The sequence below is a fragment of the Amycolatopsis sp. NPDC003731 genome (genome assembly GCF_053586895.1).
Genome location: NZ_JBSFNC010000018.1, coordinates 1 through 17,977, shown reverse-complemented (window position 1 = coordinate 17,977; position 17,977 = coordinate 1). Strand labels below are relative to the sequence as shown.

Annotated in this window: 18 protein-coding genes and 3 tRNA genes; 13 read left to right on the top strand and 8 right to left on the bottom strand. The window is 70.9% G+C overall.

Annotated features, from left to right (window positions below):
- Window positions 1-390: 390 nt before the first annotated feature.
- The 3 genes from lon to ACWDN5_RS10355 all read right to left on the bottom strand — a co-directional run bounded on the left by lon (window position 391) and on the right by ACWDN5_RS10355 (window position 4,772).
- On the bottom strand, window positions 391-2,793 hold the full coding sequence (gene lon, locus ACWDN5_RS10365; RefSeq protein WP_449675931.1) for an endopeptidase La: 2,403 nt from the start codon (window positions 2,791-2,793) through the stop codon (window positions 391-393).
- Between the two features lie 100 nt (window positions 2,794-2,893).
- The gene (locus tag ACWDN5_RS10360; RefSeq protein WP_449675930.1) at window positions 2,894-3,748 is read right to left on the bottom strand and encodes an SAM-dependent methyltransferase; all 855 of its coding nucleotides are present in this window, start codon (window positions 3,746-3,748) and stop codon (window positions 2,894-2,896) included.
- Between the two features lie 85 nt (window positions 3,749-3,833).
- Window positions 3,834-4,772 (bottom strand): GNAT family N-acetyltransferase, encoded by a 939-nt coding sequence (locus ACWDN5_RS10355; RefSeq protein WP_449675928.1) that lies wholly within the window; start codon window positions 4,770-4,772, stop codon window positions 3,834-3,836.
- Between the two features lie 299 nt (window positions 4,773-5,071).
- Here ACWDN5_RS10355 and ACWDN5_RS10350 point away from each other — a divergent pair, with 299 nt between their 5' ends.
- The 6 genes from ACWDN5_RS10350 (at window position 5,072) to ACWDN5_RS10325 (ending at window position 9,182) form a co-directional block, all read left to right on the top strand.
- A complete protein-coding gene (locus ACWDN5_RS10350; protein WP_310967820.1) occupies window positions 5,072-7,711 on the top strand; it encodes a putative bifunctional diguanylate cyclase/phosphodiesterase in 2,640 nt (879 codons plus the stop codon).
- 80 nt (window positions 7,712-7,791) lie between these two features.
- Window positions 7,792-7,864: transfer RNA gene (locus ACWDN5_RS10345), tRNA-Thr, on the top strand.
- Window positions 7,865-7,914: 50 nt separating this feature from the next.
- Window positions 7,915-7,987, top strand: a tRNA-Met gene (locus ACWDN5_RS10340).
- 49 nt (window positions 7,988-8,036) lie between these two features.
- On the top strand, window positions 8,037-8,201 hold the full coding sequence (rpmG, locus tag ACWDN5_RS10335) for a 50S ribosomal protein L33 (protein ID WP_005152047.1): 165 nt from the start codon (window positions 8,037-8,039) through the stop codon (window positions 8,199-8,201).
- 76 nt (window positions 8,202-8,277) lie between these two features.
- On the top strand, window positions 8,278-8,727 hold the full coding sequence (locus ACWDN5_RS10330) for a MaoC family dehydratase N-terminal domain-containing protein (RefSeq protein ID WP_310967819.1): 450 nt from the start codon (window positions 8,278-8,280) through the stop codon (window positions 8,725-8,727).
- Window positions 8,724-9,182, top strand: coding sequence for a MaoC family dehydratase (locus tag ACWDN5_RS10325; protein ID WP_449675926.1), 459 nt, complete (start codon window positions 8,724-8,726; stop codon window positions 9,180-9,182). The genes ACWDN5_RS10330 and ACWDN5_RS10325 overlap by 4 nt, the downstream gene beginning before the upstream one ends.
- Here ACWDN5_RS10325 and ACWDN5_RS10320 read toward each other — a convergent pair.
- The 4 genes from ACWDN5_RS10320 to ACWDN5_RS10305 are packed head-to-tail and all read right to left on the bottom strand — an operon-like array spanning window position 9,179 to window position 12,407.
- Window positions 9,179-10,084 carry an SGNH/GDSL hydrolase family protein gene (locus tag ACWDN5_RS10320; protein ID WP_449675925.1) on the bottom strand — a complete coding sequence of 302 codons (906 nt, stop codon included), beginning with the start codon at window positions 10,082-10,084 and terminating at the stop codon, window positions 9,179-9,181. The two genes, ACWDN5_RS10325 and ACWDN5_RS10320, sit on opposite strands and share 4 nt — an antisense overlap.
- A 35-nt stretch (window positions 10,085-10,119) precedes the next feature.
- A complete protein-coding gene (locus ACWDN5_RS10315) occupies window positions 10,120-11,079 on the bottom strand; it encodes a hypothetical protein (RefSeq protein ID WP_449675924.1) in 960 nt (319 codons plus the stop codon).
- Window positions 11,076-11,426, bottom strand: coding sequence for a GntR family transcriptional regulator (locus tag ACWDN5_RS10310; RefSeq protein WP_449675922.1), 351 nt, complete (start codon window positions 11,424-11,426; stop codon window positions 11,076-11,078). The genes ACWDN5_RS10315 and ACWDN5_RS10310 overlap by 4 nt, the downstream gene beginning before the upstream one ends.
- A 60-nt stretch (window positions 11,427-11,486) precedes the next feature.
- Window positions 11,487-12,407: a TIGR03619 family F420-dependent LLM class oxidoreductase gene (locus tag ACWDN5_RS10305; protein ID WP_449675921.1), complete on the bottom strand. Its 921-nt coding sequence runs from the start codon at window positions 12,405-12,407 to the stop codon at window positions 11,487-11,489.
- A gap of 206 nt (window positions 12,408-12,613) precedes the next feature.
- Here ACWDN5_RS10305 and ACWDN5_RS10300 point away from each other — a divergent pair.
- From ACWDN5_RS10300 to ACWDN5_RS10275, 6 genes are all read left to right on the top strand, one after another.
- A tRNA-Trp gene (locus tag ACWDN5_RS10300) sits at window positions 12,614-12,686 on the top strand.
- Between the two features lie 26 nt (window positions 12,687-12,712).
- Window positions 12,713-13,153, top strand: a complete 441-nt coding sequence (gene secE, locus ACWDN5_RS10295) for a preprotein translocase subunit SecE (protein WP_310967812.1) — start codon at window positions 12,713-12,715, stop codon at window positions 13,151-13,153.
- 73 nt (window positions 13,154-13,226) lie between these two features.
- Window positions 13,227-14,051, top strand: coding sequence for a transcription termination/antitermination protein NusG (gene nusG / locus ACWDN5_RS10290; protein ID WP_310967810.1), 825 nt, complete (start codon window positions 13,227-13,229; stop codon window positions 14,049-14,051).
- Window positions 14,052-14,126: 75 nt separating this feature from the next.
- Complete coding sequence (rplK, locus tag ACWDN5_RS10285) at window positions 14,127-14,564, top strand: 50S ribosomal protein L11 (RefSeq protein ID WP_043781763.1); 438 nt, start codon at window positions 14,127-14,129, stop codon at window positions 14,562-14,564.
- An 80-nt stretch (window positions 14,565-14,644) separates the two neighbouring features.
- The gene (gene rplA / locus ACWDN5_RS10280; protein ID WP_086842353.1) at window positions 14,645-15,364 is read left to right on the top strand and encodes a 50S ribosomal protein L1; all 720 of its coding nucleotides are present in this window, start codon (window positions 14,645-14,647) and stop codon (window positions 15,362-15,364) included.
- Window positions 15,365-15,434: 70 nt separating this feature from the next.
- Window positions 15,435-16,208, top strand: a complete 774-nt coding sequence (locus ACWDN5_RS10275; protein ID WP_449675920.1) for an alpha/beta fold hydrolase — start codon at window positions 15,435-15,437, stop codon at window positions 16,206-16,208.
- Here ACWDN5_RS10275 and ACWDN5_RS10270 read toward each other — a convergent pair.
- A complete protein-coding gene (locus ACWDN5_RS10270) occupies window positions 16,205-17,140 on the bottom strand; it encodes a hypothetical protein (RefSeq protein WP_449675918.1) in 936 nt (311 codons plus the stop codon). The two genes, ACWDN5_RS10275 and ACWDN5_RS10270, sit on opposite strands and share 4 nt — an antisense overlap.
- Before the next feature lie 278 nt (window positions 17,141-17,418).
- Between ACWDN5_RS10270 and rplJ the strand changes: the two genes are divergently transcribed.
- A partial coding sequence (gene rplJ / locus ACWDN5_RS10265; RefSeq protein ID WP_449675917.1) for a 50S ribosomal protein L10 occupies window positions 17,419-17,977 on the top strand: 559 nt, incomplete at its 3' end.

Genomic DNA, 17,977 nt, shown 5'->3' with positions numbered 1-17,977 from the left:
AAACCCTTCCCCGATTCGACGTGGTCGATATTTTCGGTGAGCGAGAGTTGATTGGCCTTTGGCACCGTTTCCCGAATCGCGCGTAACGCCTTTCTTGAGCGGCTCGACACTGCCTCGGGCGCAGTACGCCGAACCCGCGCTCGTGGCCGGCTGTGCGAAACGACCACGCCGGATGATGGTGCGGCACCTGCTCGACACGCGGCCCGGCGGGCTCGTCGTGACGACCATGCTCAACCCGCGCAGCCGCGTTCCGCCGTCGAGACGGCACGGCGGCCGCCGGGACCGGTCGTGGCTGCCTCGTCGCCGCGCGGAAGGCCGCCGCGTAGGAGAACGGCCGGTTTCCCTTGGGGGAGAGGGAAACCGGCCGTCCGGGGGTGGCGGCGCTCGGGGTTACGCCGCCTGGGAAACCGGCGTCGAAGCCGGGGTCAGGGCGAGGTCGAGGACCTCGCGGACGTTCGCCACCGCGTGCACGTCGAGCTGCGAGAGCACCTCGGCCGGGACGTCGTCCAGGTCCGGCTCGTTGCGCTGGGGGATGATCACCGTCTTCATCCCCGCCCGGTGTGCGGCCAGCAGCTTCTGCTTCACGCCGCCGATCGGCAGGACGCGCCCGGTCAGGGACACCTCGCCGGTCATCGCCACGTCCGCGCGGACCACGCGACCCGAGAGCAGCGAGGCCAGGGCCGTCGTCATCGTGATGCCCGCCGACGGGCCGTCCTTCGGCACCGCGCCCGCCGGGACGTGGACGTGGATGCCGCGGTTGCGGAGGTCGCCCACCGGCAGCTCCAGCTCCGCGCCGTGCGAGCGGAGGTAGGACAGCGCGATCTGCACCGACTCCTTCATCACGTCGCCGAGCTGGCCGGTCAGCTGCAGCCCGGACGCGCCGGACTCCTGGTCCGCCAGCGACGCCTCGATGTACAGGACGTCACCGCCGGCGCCGGTCACCGCCAGGCCCGTCGCCACGCCCGGGGTCGCCGTGCGCTGGGTCGACGCCGGGAGCGACGACTCCGGGATGTGCCGCGGGCGGCCCAGGTAGGCCTCCAGATCGGACGCGTCCAGGGAAACCGGCAGCGCAACCTCGTCCAGGGCGACCTTGGTCGCGATCTTCCGCAGCACCTTGGCGATCGTCCGGTTCGCGTCGCGCACGCCCGCCTCGCGGGTGTACTCGGCGGCGATCCGGCTGAACGCGGCGTCCGTCAGCGTGACGTCCGCGGTGGTCAGGCCGGCCCGCTCCAGCTCGCGCGGGAGCAGGTGGTCGCGGGCGATGGTGACCTTCTCGTGCTCGGTGTAGCCGTCCAGCGTGACGAGCTCCATGCGGTCCAGCAGCGGGCCGGGGATGGTCTCCAGGGCGTTGGCCGTGGCCAGGAACACGACGTCGGACAGGTCCAGCTCGACCTCGAGGTAGTGGTCGCGGAACGTGTGGTTCTGCTCCGGGTCCAGCACTTCGAGCAGGGCCGCGGTCGGGTCGCCGCGGTAGTCGGCGCCGACCTTGTCGATCTCGTCGAGCAGCACGACCGGGTTCATCGAGCCGGCTTCCTTGATGGCGCGGACGATCCGGCCGGGCAGCGCGCCGACGTAGGTGCGGCGGTGGCCGCGGATCTCCGCCTCGTCACGGATGCCGCCGAGCGCCACGCGGACGAACTTGCGGCCCATGGCCTTCGCGACGGACTCGCCCAGCGACGTCTTGCCGACCCCGGGAGGGCCCGCGAGGGCGAGCACCGCGCCGGACCGGCGACCACCGACCGGGCCGAGACCCGATTCGGCACGCCGCTTGCGGACGGCCAAGTACTCGATGATGCGTTCCTTGACGTCGTCGAGGCCCGCGTGGTCGGCGTCGAGCACCGCACGCGCGGCCGCGATGTCGTAACTGTCCTCGGTGCGCTCGTTCCAGGGCAGCTCCAGGACGGTGTCCAGCCAGGTGCGGATCCAGCCGCCCTCCGGGGACTGCTCGGACGTGCGGTCCAGCTTGTCCACTTCGGCCAGCGCGGCCTTCTTGACGGCGTCGGGCAGCTCGGCACCCTCGACGCGGGCGCGGTAGTCCGTCTCGTCGGCGGTGCCGTCGAGTTCGCCGAGTTCCTTGCGGATCGCTTCGAGCTGGCGGCGCAGCAGGAATTCCTTCTGCTGCTTCTCCATGCCCTCGGCGACGTCCTTGCGGATCGTGTCGGTCACCTCGAGCTCGGCCAGGTGCTCCTTGCTCCACTCGAGGGCCTTCTCCAGGCGCGCGGTGACGTCCAAAGTGGACAGCAGCTCGAGCTTCTGCTCGGTGGACAGGTACGGCGCGTTCCCGGACAGGTCGGCGACCGCGGAGGCGTCCTCGACCTGCTGGACGGCGTCGATCAGCTGCCAGCCGCCGCGCTGCTGGAGGATTGAGATGACGACGGCCTTGTACTCGGCCGCGAGCTTGGCGGTCTGGTCGTTCGTGGTCTCGGGGGCGTCCTCGGCGTGCACCCAGCGGGCGGCGCCGGGACCGTCGGCGATCCGGCCGACGACCGCGCGGGCCGTGCCGCGCAGCAGGACGGCGGCCTTGCCGCCGGGCACGCGGCCGATGCGCTCGACCGTCGCGACGGTGCCGAATTCGGCGTATTCGCCGTGGACGCGCGGGACGATGAGGACTTCGGCCTTGGCGGGCGCGGCCGAGCGGATGCCGGGGAAGGACGCCTGGCTCGGCGTCTTGGCCTGGGCGGACTCCACCGCGGCCCGCGTCTCGGTGTCGGTCAGGTCGAGCGGGACGACCATGCCCGGCAGCACGACGTCGTCATCGAGCGGGAGCACGGGCAGGAGGCGGGTGTCGGACATGTGCACTCCTCGGATAGTTGAGTCTGCCTAGCTCAACTCTCCGATGGGTGTGTTTGTTTCCGATGGTGCGTTCGCCCACAGCGATCGCGGAAACCGCAGGTCAGCGCCCTGGCTTCGCCGCGACGGCGCACCAAGCGAAGGGCCGGGCCTCCGCCTCCAGGGCGTTGATCTTCCGGTCCGGCCGCCAGTCCGGCAGGTGCACGATGCCCGGCTCCAGGAGCGGCCAGCCGCCGAAGAGGGGCTCGATCTCCTCGCGGTCGCGCAGCCAGACCGGGTTGCTCGTCTTGCGGTACTGCTCGACGAACCAGCGCAGCCCCTCGAGGTACGGGCCCGACCCGTCGCCCTCGCTCATCTGGGAGATCGCCAGCCAGCTGCCCGGCGCGAGCGCGTCGCGGTACGCCGCCAGGAGCCCCTCCGGGTCGTCGTCCGGGCCGACGAAGTGCAGGACCGCCGCCATGATCAGGCAGACCGGCTGCGAGAAGTCGATCAGCCGGCGCGTCTCTTCGGAACGCAGGACGGACTTCGCGTCCCGCATGTCGGCCTGGACGATGCCGGCCCAGTCGGTCGCCATGCCCTCTTCGAGGATCAGCGTCGCGTGGGCGACGGCGACCGGCTCGTAGTCGACGTACACGACCTTCGCGTCGTGGTCCTCGGGCAGCTCCGCCTCGACGACCTCGTGCACGTTGCCCGCCGTCGGCACGCCCGAGCCGAGGTCGATGAACTGCCGGATGCCGGCCCGCAGCGCCGCCCGGACCGCGCGGTTCATGAACTCGCGGTTCTGCTTCGACCCCGGGCGCACCAGCGGCCACTGCTGCTCCATGCGCCGGCCGAACTCGCGGTCCACGGCCCAGTTCTGGGTACCGCCCAGGTACCAGTCGTAGATCCGGGCCGCGGACGGCTTCTCGGTGTCGACACCCTCGGGCGCTCTCGGCGCGGAATCCCGCTGGTCGGTCACTTCAGGCTCCCCTCGCTGGCGGCGAGGTCAGCCTATAAGCCCGGGGCAGCCGCGGTAATCCTCCAGTAGTTCACCGAACAGCAGTTCACCGAACAGCCGGTCGACGCTGCCAGTACGTCCACAGCGGGCGGTAGCCCTGCGCGTACCAGAACGGCGTCGACAGCGGGTTCGCCGCGGCGTGGTGCAGCAGGACGACGTCGGCGCCTTCCTCGTCCAGGACGTGGTGGGCGTGCGTCGCCAGCGCCGTGCCGACGCCGGAGGACCGCGCGGCCTCCGCCACGGCCAGCGACGACAGGTAGCCCACCCGGGAAGCCGCGACCCGGCCGCTGATCCAGCCGGTCTCGCCCGGGTGCTGGACGCTCACCATGCCGAGCGGACGGCCGTACAGCTCGGCGATCCACAACGGCGGCTCCGGCCGCTTCAGCTGCTCGGCGAGGTCCTTGGCCAGGATCTCCTCGACCCCCGTGCGCCAGTTCACCGTGCCGTACTGGGCGTCGTAGGAGTGCAGCTCCATGCCGAGCGCCACCGCGGTCTCGAGGTCGTCGGGCTCGGCACGGCGGATCTTGACCCCCGGTGTCCCCAGCGGGGTGGCCGGGACCAGCCGCTCCGAGGGGCGGACGGCGATCACCCGCAACGGGGCGAAGCCGTGGTGCAGCATCTCCCGCCCGCCGGCGGCGTCGCGGCTCGCGCGCGGGACGATCGCCGCCGTCTCGGTGTCGCCGCGCTCGGCGACCGCGCGCAGATGTTCATCCCATCGGGTGAGCAGAGCGTCGAGGACGGCCGCCGGCTGCGGGCCGGCCAGCTGCAGGTCGAGGCGGTGTTCGGTCAGCGCGCGCCAGGGAGCGTTCGGGGCGTCGCGGTCGACCTGGACGCGGGACGCCAGCCCGGACGCGGCGGAGTCGCCCGTCGCGACCTCCAGGACCACCGCGTTTTCCGCTGCTTCGAAGGGGGTCGAGCCGGGGAGGAGGGGATCCACCGCCGCGAGCCGCGCCGCGTGCTCGGTGGCAATCACATCGCTGTGCATGGAGACATTGAAGCGCTCCCCGGCTTTCGGTGCGTAGGGGAACTGGGCAGAGTTCGGACAACCCCTGCTTCAGGGGGTTCCGGGTGGCGAAGCCCCCGGCCCGGGGCGAAGCCCCGGTTGTCACGGCGTTTCACCCTCTGGTCCACGCAGGTCAGCGCGTTCGAGGCATTGTTAACCCTGGGGTGATCTCTTACTGTCTCGAAAGGGACACGGGTACGCCCTACGGGGTACGGTATGGCCCTTGTCCACACCCGAAGTCACGGATCAGCACCGGTGGACAAGCCGGGAGGGAAGGTCGGATGCCGGACACCAACGCCCACGGCGACGCCGTCGCGCAGGCGCAGCCCGGGCCGGGAGCCGCTTCCGGGACACCACCCGTCTCCGCCGAAGCCCGCACCGACGAACGCCGGTTCCGCGTCTACACCTTCGCCGTCCTGAGCCTCGGGCTCGTCGCCGCGTTCGCGGTCGGCTCGTGGCTGCCGTTCGAGTGGAACGACCGGCTGCTGTGGATTGCGCCGGTGCTCGCGGTCGCCTTCCTGCTCGCCGAACAGCTCGGCATCAACGTCGACGTCCGCAGCGGCATCTCCTGGACGATCTCGTTCACCGAGATCCCGCTCGTCATCGGGTTCTTCATCGCGCCCTTCGAAGTCGTGCTGGCCGCGCACCTCGTCGCCGGCATCGGCACGCTGCTCGCGCGCAAGGTCGCCGGCCGCGTCCTCTACAACGCGGGCGCCTTCCTGCTCGAGATCACCGGCGCCTTCGCGGTTGCCGGGCTGGTCAAGCACGCCGTCGGCGCCGGCGACAAGATCCCGTGGGTCGCCGCGCTGGCGGGCACGCTGACCGCGCCGCTGGTGAGCACGCTGCTCGCCCTGGCCGCGGTCCGCGTGCTGCGGCGCCGCATGCGGGTCAGCACCGCCGTCCGGCTCACCGGGCGGATCCTGGTCGTCGGCTTCGTCAACGCGTCCGTCGGCCTCTCCGGCTACCTCGTGATCTCCAGCACGCCCGAGGCGTGGCCGCTGGTGCTCGCCGTCTTCCTCGGCCTCACCGCGCTGTACTGGGCGTACTCCGACCTGCTGCGCGAGCAGCGGGACATGGAGGCGCTCTCCGACGTCAGCCTGATGGTGGCCCGCTCGGGCCAGCAGGCCGCCGCGCGCCCGGCCAGCCGCGCCGACGAGCTCGTCGGCGGCGTCGACGTCCGCGAGTGGGCGACCATCGCCGAGCGCATCAAGGACCAGCTCGCCGCCGGCCGCGTCGTGCTGCGGCTCCGGCTGGAACCGAAGGACACGATGCGGGTCGTGGTCGCGGGCGACGACCTGCCGGTCGCCGACCCCGCCGCCGACGACCCGCTGCTGCGCCTGCCCGGCGCGCACGTCCGGCACTTCCGGATCACCGAGGCCAACCCCGACGTCCGCGCGGCGCTGCTCGACCGCGGCGCGCAGGAGGCACTGGTCGTCCCGCTGCGCAGCGCGAACCGGCTGCTCGGCGTCGTCGAGGCGCACGACCGGCTGTCCCGCTGGCGCGGCTTCGGCAAGTACGACGTCCAGCTGCTCGGCACCATGGCCAGCCACCTCGCGACGTCGCTGGACAATCGGCGCCTGCTGGCGACGCTGCGCCACGACGCCTACCACGACCCGCTCACCGGGCACCTCAACCGGCCGGGCTTCCGGCAGGTGGCCAAGGAACCGTTGCGGGACTTCGCCAACGCCGTGGTGCTGCGGATCGACCTCGACGTCTTCTCGACGGTCAGCGACGCGCTCGGCTACGCCTGGGCGGACCGGATGGTCGTCGCCGCGGGCCGCCGCATCCGCGACGCGCTCGGCCCCGACGTCCCGCTCGCCCGGCTCGAAGGCGCGTCCTTCGCGGCGCTGCTCGTCGGCTGCCCGCCGGAAGACGCCCACCACGCGGCGGAACGGCTGCGCGAAGAGCTGTCGGCGCCGTATCCGGTCGACCGGCTCTCGGTCGAGGCGAACGCGATGATCGGCTACGCGACGACGTCCGCGGAGGAACCGGGCGACGTCGTCGACATCGAAGGCCTGCTGCAGCGGGCGGACGTGGCGGTGCGCGCGACGAAGGGCGGCGAAGAGGTCCGCGGCTACGTGCCGAGCATGGGCCAGATCTTCCTGCGCCGCTTCCAGATGGTGACGCAGTTCCGGCAGTCCCTCGAAGACGGCCAGGTCAGCGTCCACTACCAGCCGAAGATCACCCTGCCGAACCGGCAGGTGCAGGGTGTCGAGGCGCTGGTCCGCTGGGTGCACCCGGAGTTCGGCAGGCTCGGCCCGGACGAGTTCGTCCCGGCCATCGAGGCGGCCGGCCTGATCGGCGTCCTGACCGGTTTCGTGCTCGGCGAGGCGCTCAAGCGCTGCCGCAAGTGGCTCGACGAGGGCCTGCGGATCTCGGTGGCGGTCAACCTGTCGGTGCGCAACCTGGCCGACGAGGACTTCCCGAACAAGGTCGCCCGCGAGCTGGAGCACCACGGCATCCCGCCCGAGCTGCTGACGTTCGAGCTCACCGAGTCCGGCGTGATGTCCGACCCGCAGAAGGCGCTGCCGATCCTGCGCGAGCTGCACTCGCTGGGCATCACGCTCGCCGTGGACGACTTCGGGACCGGGTACTCGTCGCTGGCGTACCTGCGGCAGCTGCCGGTCGACCAGGTGAAGATCGACAAGAGCTTCGTCCTCGGGATGGGGACCGACCTGGGCGACCTCGCGGTGGTCCGGTCGATCGTCGAGCTGGGGCACTCGCTCGGGCTGACGGTGGTGGCCGAGGGCGTCGAGGAGGACGTGGCGCGCGACCAGCTCGAGGCGATGGGCTGTGACGTCGCCCAGGGCTACCTGATCTCACGGCCGCTGCCGGAGGACCGGCTGGAGGCGTGGCTGCAGGCCCGCACCGCGCGCTCGCCGGGGCGGCACTCGGAGACCGTGCTGACCCTGCTGACCTGAGGTTTTGCGGTTTGGGGACCCCGGTTGCACGGGCGGGTGAAGCCCCTTGCTAATCTTTCCAAGTCCTCGCGAGAGGCCAGGCCCCTTTAGCTCAGTCGGCAGAGCGTCTCCATGGTAAGGAGAAGGTCTACGGTTCGATTCCGTAAAGGGGCTCTCGACCTCAGCCGCGTCACGCCTGCGTGTCGCGGCTTGGGTCATGTAAGGGCGGTGTAGCTCAGTTGGCAGAGCAAGCGGCTCATAATCGCTGTGTCGCCGGTTCAAGTCCGGCCACCGCTACGCGGTAACGACGGGGCTGGCCCCCGGACCTGAGAGAGAAGGAAACGCTGTGGCTGCCACCGACGTGCGACCCAAGATCACGCTGGCGTGCGAAGAGTGCAAGCACCGCAACTACATCACCAAGAAGAACCGGCGCAACAACCCGGATCGCCTGGAGATGAAGAAGTTCTGCCCGAACTGCGGTACGCACCGGACGCACAAGGAAACCCGCTGACGCGTACGCGTTCACCAGCTTCGAAGAGCCGCCCTGGATCCCCGGGGCGGCTCTTTGCTGTTGGTAGCCTCTCCGGGTGCCCTTGGACCAGTCGTTCACCGGGCGGAGCTATCCGCCGCAGACCAGTTACGAAGTGAGCCGGGAGAAGATCCGGGAGTTCGCCGACGCGATCGGCGACGCGAACCCGGTCTACCGCGACCCGGAGGCGGCCCGCGAGGCCGGTCACCCCGACGTGATCGCCCCGCCGACGTTCCTCACGATCATCAACCTCGCCTCGATCAACGCGATCGTCACCGACCCCGAGCTCGGCCTCGACTACTCGCGGATGGTGCACGGCGACCAGGGCTTCACCTACACGCGCCCGGTGTTCGCCGGCGACGTGCTCGAGGTGACCACCCACATCGACGCCATCATGGCCCGCGCCGGCAACGACTTCATCAACCTGCGTGCCGAGATCCACGACGCCGCCGGCCAGAAGGTCTGCACCACCCGCGCGCAGCTGGTGGTCCGAGGGGAGAACGCGTGAACACACCTTCTTACGGGGGTCCGGGTGGCGGAGCCCCCGGCCGGGGCGAAGCCCCGCATGTCACCGGCGACGAGCTGCCCGCCCTCGAGGTCCGGATCACCCGCGAGCAGCTGGTGCGCTACGCCGGGGCGGCGCTGGACTTCAACCCGATCCACTGGAACGAGGCGTTCGCGAAGGACGTCGGCCTGCCGGACGTGATCGCGCACGGGATGCTGACGATGGCGGTCGCGGGCCGCGTGGTCACGGACTGGCTCGGCGACCCGGCCCGGCTGATCGACTTCAGCGCCCGCTTCACGCGGCCGGTCGTGGTGCCGAACACCCCCGAGGGGGCGGTGGTCGAGGTGACCGGGAAGGTCGCGGACGTCAAGGACGACGGGATCGCGCGGATCGACCTCGTGGTGAAGTTCGACGGGAAGACCGTGCTCGGGAAGCCGCAGGCCCTGGTCCGCCGCTAAGGCAGCTTCAGGACCGCCAGGACCGCGTCGGCCATGCCCTGCTCACCCCGCGCGTTGGGGTGCAGCGGGGCGGCCGGCGAGGCGGGCAGCAGCCCCTCGATCCAGCGCTTGTCCGACGCCGCGCACACGTCGTGGCCCTTGCCCGGGGTCGCCGTGTCCGCGTAGCCCGCGCGGTGGGCGTCCGCCTGGTCCTCGAGCATCTTGTTCAGCTTGCCGAGCGCGCCGCGGAAGTACTCGATGTCGCCCGCGCCGAACGGCAGGGACGGCCAGCAGCCGTCGCCGTCCGGCAGCACCGTCGGGTAGCCGACCACCACGACCTTGGCCTTCGGGGCCTTCTGGTGGATGCGGTCGAGCACCGCGGCGACCTTCGGGGTGGTGGCGTCGATGCGCTCGGCCAGCTCGTCACGGCCGCCGGCGGTCAGGCGGTCGCGGCACGGGGACGCGTTCTGGTCCGTCGTCGCGCAGCCCGACGCGTACGAGAAGAACCCGACGTCGTTGCCGCCGATGCCGACCGTCACCAGGGTCGTCTCCGCCGTCACCGCGTCCAGCTGCGGCGGGTTCGTGCCGTTGCCGGTCTTCTGCGCCGCACTCAGGTTCGCCGTCGTCGCGCCGCTGCAGCTGGTGTCGACGAACTGGGCCGGCTTCAGCTTCGCCGAGACCAGGTGCGGGTAGTTGTCGTCCGAACGGTCGCAGCCCGCCGGGGTGCCCGCCTGGCGCCCGGTCCGCGGCGCGGACGTGTACGAATCCCCGAGGGCGACGTAACGGCCGGAGCCGCCGCCGGTGTCCACGCCTTCCGGTGGCGCCGACGACGAACCGTGCTGCCACTTGTAGTACCCGAAGGCCAGCAGCCCGACCACGAGCACGACCACCAGGCAGCCCCCGCCGCCGCTCTTCTTCGCCACTTCTTCGTTTCTACCGAAGCCGCCGCGGCGGCGGCCTAGTCAATCCGGGTGATCCGCTGCGCGAGCAGGTCGTTGACCAGCCCGGCCCCGGTTTCCGGGTCGTCCACGCTCACCAGCACCGTCCGGCCGTTCTCCAGGGCGAGCGCCAGCGCCGGACCGCCGCGGACCTTGTACGCCGTCGTGCCGGTGACCGGGTTGAAGCGCAGGCCCAGCCCGCCGTCGCCGAACGTCGACAGCTCGCGCGCGGTCGCTTCGCGGATGCTCGCCAGCGGCAGGTGCCGCCACGGGACGCCGAGGAGGCCGAAGCGGATCGTCACGCCCTTCGCGTCCACGGACGCCGAGAGCCGGTACGTCAGCGCCGTCACCACCAGGCCGACCAGGGCGATCCAGGCGGCCGTCGCCCACGGCAGCCCGGTGGGCACGAGGGCGATCGCCACCGGGATCAGCGCCAGCGCCCAGAGCATCCCCGGGTTCGCCGCCCGGCCCGACCAGAACGCGCGCTGCCCGGGCCGCAGGCCGACGCTCGGCAGGTTCGCGGTCTCCTCGTGGACCGGCGCCGACGGCAGCCCGCCGACCAGCGCCGCCACGACGCCGATGGCCGCCGCGCCCAGCATGAAGAGCACGATGCCGGCGCCGCCACGGGCCGCCTGCCAGTCCGGGACGTCGAGGTTCGCCACGAGCACCGAGAGCAGGACGGCGGCCGGCAGCGCGGCGAAGCCGGCGCCCACCCCGACGGTCGGGCGTGGCAGCGGACGCCCGCGGCGCAGCGCGGTGACCGCCGAAGTGGCCAGGAGCAGGACGGCGACGGTGCCGAGCCCCAGCGTCACGCCGGTGAACGTGCCGAGCGGCGTGTGCCCGTTCGGTGCGCTGCTCCAGTGCGTCGCGACCGGGTCGGGCAGGCGGCCCGCCCACGCATTCTCCAGCGCACCCGCGACGGCGAGCGCGGCGCCCGGCAGCACGGCCGTGGCGACCAGGACCCGGATCAGCTTGGTCATGAGTACTTCTCCTTCAACACCCCGGTGAGCTCGTCGAGGCCGACGCCCGCGCGCTTCGCCTCGCGGACCAGGTCCTCGGCCAGCTCGGCCAGCCGCGCCCGGGAGGACGCGCCGCCGATGACGACGGCCCCCCGGCGTCGCCGCAGGTCGATGAGGCCTTCGTCGCGAAGCAGCGCGTACGCCCGCAGCACGGTGTGGACGTTGATCTCCAGCGCCGCGGCCAGTTCCCGGGCGGGCGGCAGCTGCTGCCCGGGCGGCGGGTGACCGTCGGCCAGTGACCGGCGCAGCGACGCGGCCACCTGCTCGAAGAGCGGGTCCGTGGAGCTCGGATCGATTTGAACGAGCATAGTTCTAACTATAATAGAACAATGACACCCTGCGCGAGACGTGCGTCACACGGGGCTGGATCAGCCGGCGATCAGTTCGCCGGCCAGTTCCAGGGCGTGGTCGACGTCCTTGGCCACGTAGTGCAGGTCGACGAGCACCTCGGAAATGCCCAGCTCGCGGGCCACGTCGAGGCACGGGCGGACGTCCGCGGCCGTCTCCACGGCGGTGCCCTGGCGCGGGTTGATCCGCAGCACGCGGCGCAGGCTGTCCGGGTCGCGCCCGGCCTTCTCGGCCGCTTCCCGGGCCACCGACCAGAGTCCGGTCAAGTACTGCTCCGGCATCCAGCCGGCGAGCCAGCCGTCCGCGCGGCGGCCGATCCGGGCCAGCGCCGGCGGCGAGAACCCGCCGAGCAGGACCGGCGGGCGCGGCTCCTGCGCCGGGCGCAGGCCCACCGTCGACGGCGCGATCCGCCACTGCGGGCCCGCGTGCTCGGCCGGTTCGCCGGTCCACAGCGCGTCGAGGGCGTCGAGGACGGCTTCGAGCCGCTTGCCCCGGCCTTCCCACGGCACGCCGGTGGCGAAGTACTCCTCGCGCAGCCAGCCGAGCCCGAAGCCGACGTCGAGACGGCCCTGGCTGGCCAGGTCGAGCGAGGTCAGCGCCCGGGCCAGCAGGACCGGGGAATAGACCGGGCCGGTCAATGCGCTCATCCCGAGGCGGGCCGTGCGGGTCACCGCCGCCGCGGCCGCCAGCGTCGTGAACGGGTCGGCGAAGGTCTCGAACTCCTTGGGGTACGGGTGTTCCGGCGTCCCGCCGCCCGGGTAGAGGTCCGAAGGCGCCAGCGGCGTGAGGATCCGGTCGCCGACCCAGAGCGAGGTGAAGCCGAGGTCCTCTGCGGCCGTCGCGAAGCGCGGCACGGCGGCGGGGTCGGCGAGGGCGCCGTACTGGGGGAGCGCGAGGCCGAGCCGCATCGGAGCCCCCGCCGGACGGGGGGTGGTCGTCATGGCGGACATCCTGGCATGATCAGGAGGTCTGCGGGGAGTTTTCCGCAGGCCGGCCGGGGTGCGGCGGTCGATCGGGGGGCGCGGTTGCGGGCTCCCGCGAGGCTTGCCGTAGACTTCGGGACTTGGAACGCACTACGGTCATCCCCGCCTGGATGGTGGGGACGATGGAATGCGTCCACCGGGGCTCCGAGCGATCGGGGCTCCACAGGGGTGTAGCTCAATTGGCAGAGCAGCGGTCTCCAAAACCGCAGGTTGCAGGTTCAAGTCCTGTCACCCCTGCGTAACGGAACTGGTGGAGCGGAGGAGTGGTCGTGAGCGACAGCGACGCCAGCGGCGGCGAGCAGGAGCAGGACGGCACCGGGCAGAAGCCCGAGAGCCCGTCCCGTCCCGTCACAGCCGCTGCCCGGCGTGAGCGCCGTGCGACCGCTCGTCCGGCGGGGAAGTCCGCGGCACGTGCGGACGACAAGACCCGCCCGGCCGGGAAGTCGGGGGAGAAGACCGCCCCCGACGCGAAGGGCGCTCCGACTCCGAAGCGCGACCAGAAGCCGAAGAAGGCTTCCGTCTTCGCGCGGCTGATGCGCTTCATCCGCGAGGTCTGGGCGGAACTGCGCAAGGTCATCTGGCCCAACCGCAAGCAGATGGTCACCTACACCATCGTCGTGCTGGCGTTCGTGGTGTTCATGGTGGGCCTCGTGAGCGTGCTCGACCTGGCATTCAAGTGGGGCATCGGCAAGATCTTCGGCTGACGCGCCCCCGGCGCGCGCCGATGGGGCCCAGGTCCCGGCCTAGGCCCGCAATGATCAACTGAGAGGACGGAACGTGACCTCCGACAACGGCACAGCAGCCGGTCACGACCTGACCGAGCTTTCCGACGAGCAGGTGCACGCGGCACTCGGTGACGAGGAGTCCGCGCACCTCGAGCCCGTCGACGTGTCGGACTCCGAGGTCGACGACGACGACGCTTCTGACGCCGCTCCCGCCGACGACGTGATCGACGAGACCGGCGCCGAGCCCGCCGCGGACGACGAGGACCCGGTCGCCAAGCTGCGTTCCGAGCTGCTCGCCGCGCCCGGCGAGTGGTACGTCGTGCACTCCTACGCCGGGTACGAGAACAAGGTCAAGACCAACCTCGAGACCCGCACCCAGACCCTGGACGTCGAGGACTACATCTTCCAGATCGAGGTCCCGACCGAAGAGGTCACCGAGATCAAGAACGGCCAGCGCAAGCAGGTGCAGCGCAAGGTGCTGCCCGGCTACATCCTGGTCCGGATGGACCTGAACGACGCCTCGTGGAGCGCGGTGCGCAACACGCCGGGTGTCACCGGGTTCGTCGGCGCCACTTCGCGGCCGTCGCCGCTGACCGTGGACGAGGTGCTGAAGTTCCTCGCCCCGCAGGTCGAGAAGGAAGCCCCGGCCAAGGCCAGCAAGGGCGAGACCGCCGCGGCGGCGCCGCTCGGCGGCCCGGCCGTCGAGGTCGACTTCGAGGTCGGCGAATCGGTCACCGTCATGGACGGCCCGTTCGCGACGCTGCCGGCGACGATCTCCGAGGTCAACGTCGACGGGCAGAAGCTGAAGGTCCTGGTGTCGATCTTCGGCCGGGAGACCCCGGTCGAGCTGTCGTTCAACCAGGTCTCCAAGATCTGACGGCCGGCCTTTTCGGCCGCAGTCCCCGCGTCCACGGCAGGTACGCGGGGAACGTAGTACAGGACAGGAAAAGAAATGCCACCCAAGAAGAAGAAGCTTGCGGCGATCATCAAGCTGCAGATCAAGGCGGGTGCGGCCAACCCCGCGCCGCCGGTCGGCCCCGCGCTGGGTCAGCACGGCGTCAACATCATGGAGTTCTGCAAGGCCTACAACGCCGCGACCGAGTCGCAGCGCGGGGACGTCGTCCCGGTCGAGATCTCCGTGTACGAGGACCGGTCGTTCGACTTCAAGCTGAAGACGCCGCCGGCCGCGAAGCTGCTGCTGAAGGCCGCGGGCGTGGAGAAGGGCTCCGGCGAGCCGCACAAGACCAAGGTCGCCAAGGTCACCTGGGACCAGGTCCGCGAGATCGCCAAGACCAAGGAGACCGACCTCAACGCGCACGACATCGACCAGGCCGCGAAGATCATCGCCGGCACTGCTCGTTCGATGGGCATCACGGTCGTCGACGCCTGACGTTTGCCGCTTTACCCGTGGGAGAGCCAAGTGCTGGCTCGTCACCACACTGATCCATTCTCGAAGTTAGGGACAGAAGCATGACCAAGCACAGCAAGGCTTACCGCCAGGCTGCGGAGCTCATCGACAAGGCGCGCCTGTACGCGCCGCTCGAGGCCGCGAAGCTGGCGAAGGAGACCTCCAAGACCAAGATGGACGCGACCGTCGAGGTCGCGATGCGTCTCGGTGTGGACCCCCGCAAGGCCGACCAGATGGTCCGCGGCACCGTGAACCTGCCGCACGGCACCGGTAAGACCGCCCGCGTCATCGTCTTCGCCGTCGGCGACAAGGCCGCCGAGGCCGAAGCCGCCGGCGCGGACGCGGTCGGCACCGACGAACTGATCGAGCGCATCCAGGGTGGCTGGCTCGACTTCGACGCCGCGATCGCGACGCCGGACCAGATGGCCAAGGTGGGCCGCATCGCCCGCATCCTCGGCCCGCGTGGCCTGATGCCGAACCCGAAGACCGGCACGGTGACCCCCGCGGTCGAGAAGGCCGTGAAGGACATCAAGGGCGGTAAGATCAACTTCCGCGTCGACAAGCAGGCCAACCTGCACCTGGTGATCGGCAAGGCTTCCTTCGACACCGAGAAGCTGGTCGAGAACTACGCGGCGGCGCTGGACGAAATCCTCCGCGCCAAGCCGTCGTCGGCGAAGGGCCGCTACCTGAAGAAGGTCACCTTCACCACCACGATGGGCCCGGGCATCCCGGTCGACCCGCTGCGGACCCGCAACCTCCTCTCCGAGGAAGCGGCCGTCTGAGGCTGAGATCACCAGAAAGGGCGTCCTCGCTTGCTGCGGGGGCGCCCTTTCTTCGTGTCTGATGGACGGCATGCCGACTTTCGCGTCGTTCGACGGGCTCCGGTTGAACTACACGGTGTGGGAGGGCGACGGCGCCCACCGCCCGGTGCTGCTGCAGCACGGATTCGCCGCGGACACGAACGCGAACTGGATCTCCACGGGCGTCGTCGCGGCTCTGCGCTCGGCGGGTTTCACGGTGATTTCCCTGGACGCCCGCGGCCACGGCCGATCCGAAAAGCCGCACGACGAGTCCTGTTACGCCGACGACGCGATGGCCCGGGACGTCTCGGCGTTGCTCGATGAGCTCGGCCTCGACGAAGTCTCGATGGTGGGCTACTCGATGGGCGCGATCATCGCGTTGACGGTGACGGCGGCGGACAAGCGGATCCGCTGCTTGGCCACGGGCGGCGTGGGCTCGGGCATCGTCGACTTCGGCGGGGTCGACCTGCGGGTGGTGAAGCCGGTCGAGATCGCTTCGGCGTTGCTGGCCGAGGACCCCGCCTTGGTCCCGCGGTCGGGCGTCCCGTTCCGCCTGCTGGCCGACGCGGTGGGCGGCGATCGCCGGGCGCTGGCGGCGGTGGCTTTGGCATCGCGGGAGGGGCGCCTGGATCTGTCGGGGATCGGGGTGCCGACGTTGGTGCTGGCGGGCGAACAGGACCAGCTGGCGGCGGAGCCGGAGCGACTGGCGGCGGCGATCGCGGGGGCCCGGCTGGTGCGTATCCCGGGCGACCACATGACGGCGGTGATGTCACCGGCGTTCGCGGAGGCCCTGGTGTCGTTCTTGTCGGCGCCGCACCCGCGCTAGCGGCTCGTCGGCGTCGGTGGCGGGCAGGGCGTGGGTTCGTTGGTGTGGCCTGTGATGAGCCACTGGCCCTTCTCGACCTTCTGCACGGTGAAGGCGCCGAGCGCGGGACCCCCGCGGATGCCGAACTGGCACGAGCTGATCGTGAAGCTGTCGCCCGGGATCGGCTCCGAGACGTACGACGGCATCGATTCGGCGTAGTCGTTCTTGTTCTGGACCTGCCGGTTCAGCTCGCGGACCGCGACCTGGCAGTCCGCGTACCCGAGGTCCTGCGCGAACTTCTGCTGCACGTCTTCGCGCATCCGCCCGCACGCCTGCGGGACGAGGTTCTGCGCGACGGCGTCGTAAACCTGCCGGACCGCCTCGTACGGACTGGTCGAGAGGATGTGGTTGGCGTGGTAGGTCCCGCCGCCCTCCTGGGCGAGCTGGGCGGAGGTCTTGCCGGAGTCGTTGGGGAAGAAGTGGTTGTACAGCCACGTGCCCGCTACGCCGAGGATGATCAGGGCCAGTACCCAGGCGAGGACCTTCTTGCCCAGCCACGTCGCCCACTTGGGCACTCGGCGACGCTCGACCGGCACCAGCTGGTAGCCCTCGGGGATCATCGGGGGCTGGCCGCCCTGCTGCGGCGCCGGCTGGGACGGGGGTGCCTGGACGACGCCCGCGTCCGGGGTGGGGGCCGGCTGGTTGCCCTGCTGGGACTGGGTGAAGCGCAGGTAGTCCTGGAACTGCTGGAACTGGCGGAACTGCTCCAGCTCGGCCGGGTCGGTCGGCGGCTGCGCGGACGTGCCGGACGGCTGGGGGAGCGCCGGGGCGCCCTGGACCGGGACGGGAGCGTTGCTGGGCGGCGGGAGGGCCGGTGGCACCGCGGCGGGCGCGTTCGGGCCCGCCGGTTCGATTTCCGAGCCCGGCTTTCCGTCATCGCGCTGCTCCGCCACGTGACCATGATGCCTCACGCCGCCGCGAAGGTGGGGGTCGGAGAAGGCCTGTCGGCTTGACAAGGTATTCTCGATGACGGTTCTACCGAAGACCGCTGGTTTTCCCCGCCAACACGGGGAACGAAGGTCCCGCACTCGCCGGGCGGCCCGCGCAGGAGGAACGAGGCCGGGCACCCAGGTGCCCGATGACGCCCCGCGCCTGTCTGCGCGAGGGCGTTTCGTCGTTTGAGGGCTCCTCGAAAGCCAGTGGAAACACTAGCCAAGAGAGGAGGCGACCCATGGCGAAGCCCGACAAGGTGGCGGCCGTCGCCGAGATCGCGGAGAGCTTCCGCACCAGCTCGGCCACCGTCGTTACCCAGTACACCGGCCTCTCCGTGTCACAGCTGTCCCAGCTGCGCCGCGCTCTCGGCACCAGTGCCAAGTACCGGGTCGCGAAGAACACCCTGGTCAAGCGGGCGGCCGAGGACGCCGGCATCCAGGGTCTCGAGGACCTGTTCGTCGGCGCGACCGCCATCGCCTTCGTCGAGGGTGAAGCTGTCGACGCCGCCAAGGCGCTTCGCGACTTCGCGAAGGACAACAACGCGCTTGTGATCAAGGGCGGCTACATGGACGGCAAAGCGCTGTCCGTGGACGAGATCAACCGGATCGCCGATCTCGACAGCCGTGAGGTCCTGCTCGCCAAGGCGGCGGGCGCGTTCAAGGCGAAGCTGTCCCAGGCCGCCGCGCTGTTCCAGGCGCCGGCGTCCCAGGTCGCCCGCCTGGCTGCCGCGCTGGAGGACTTCGCCGCCTTGAAGTCCTTCTTGCCGCGGCGCTTCGACTCGCCGGCCGCCTTCGCGG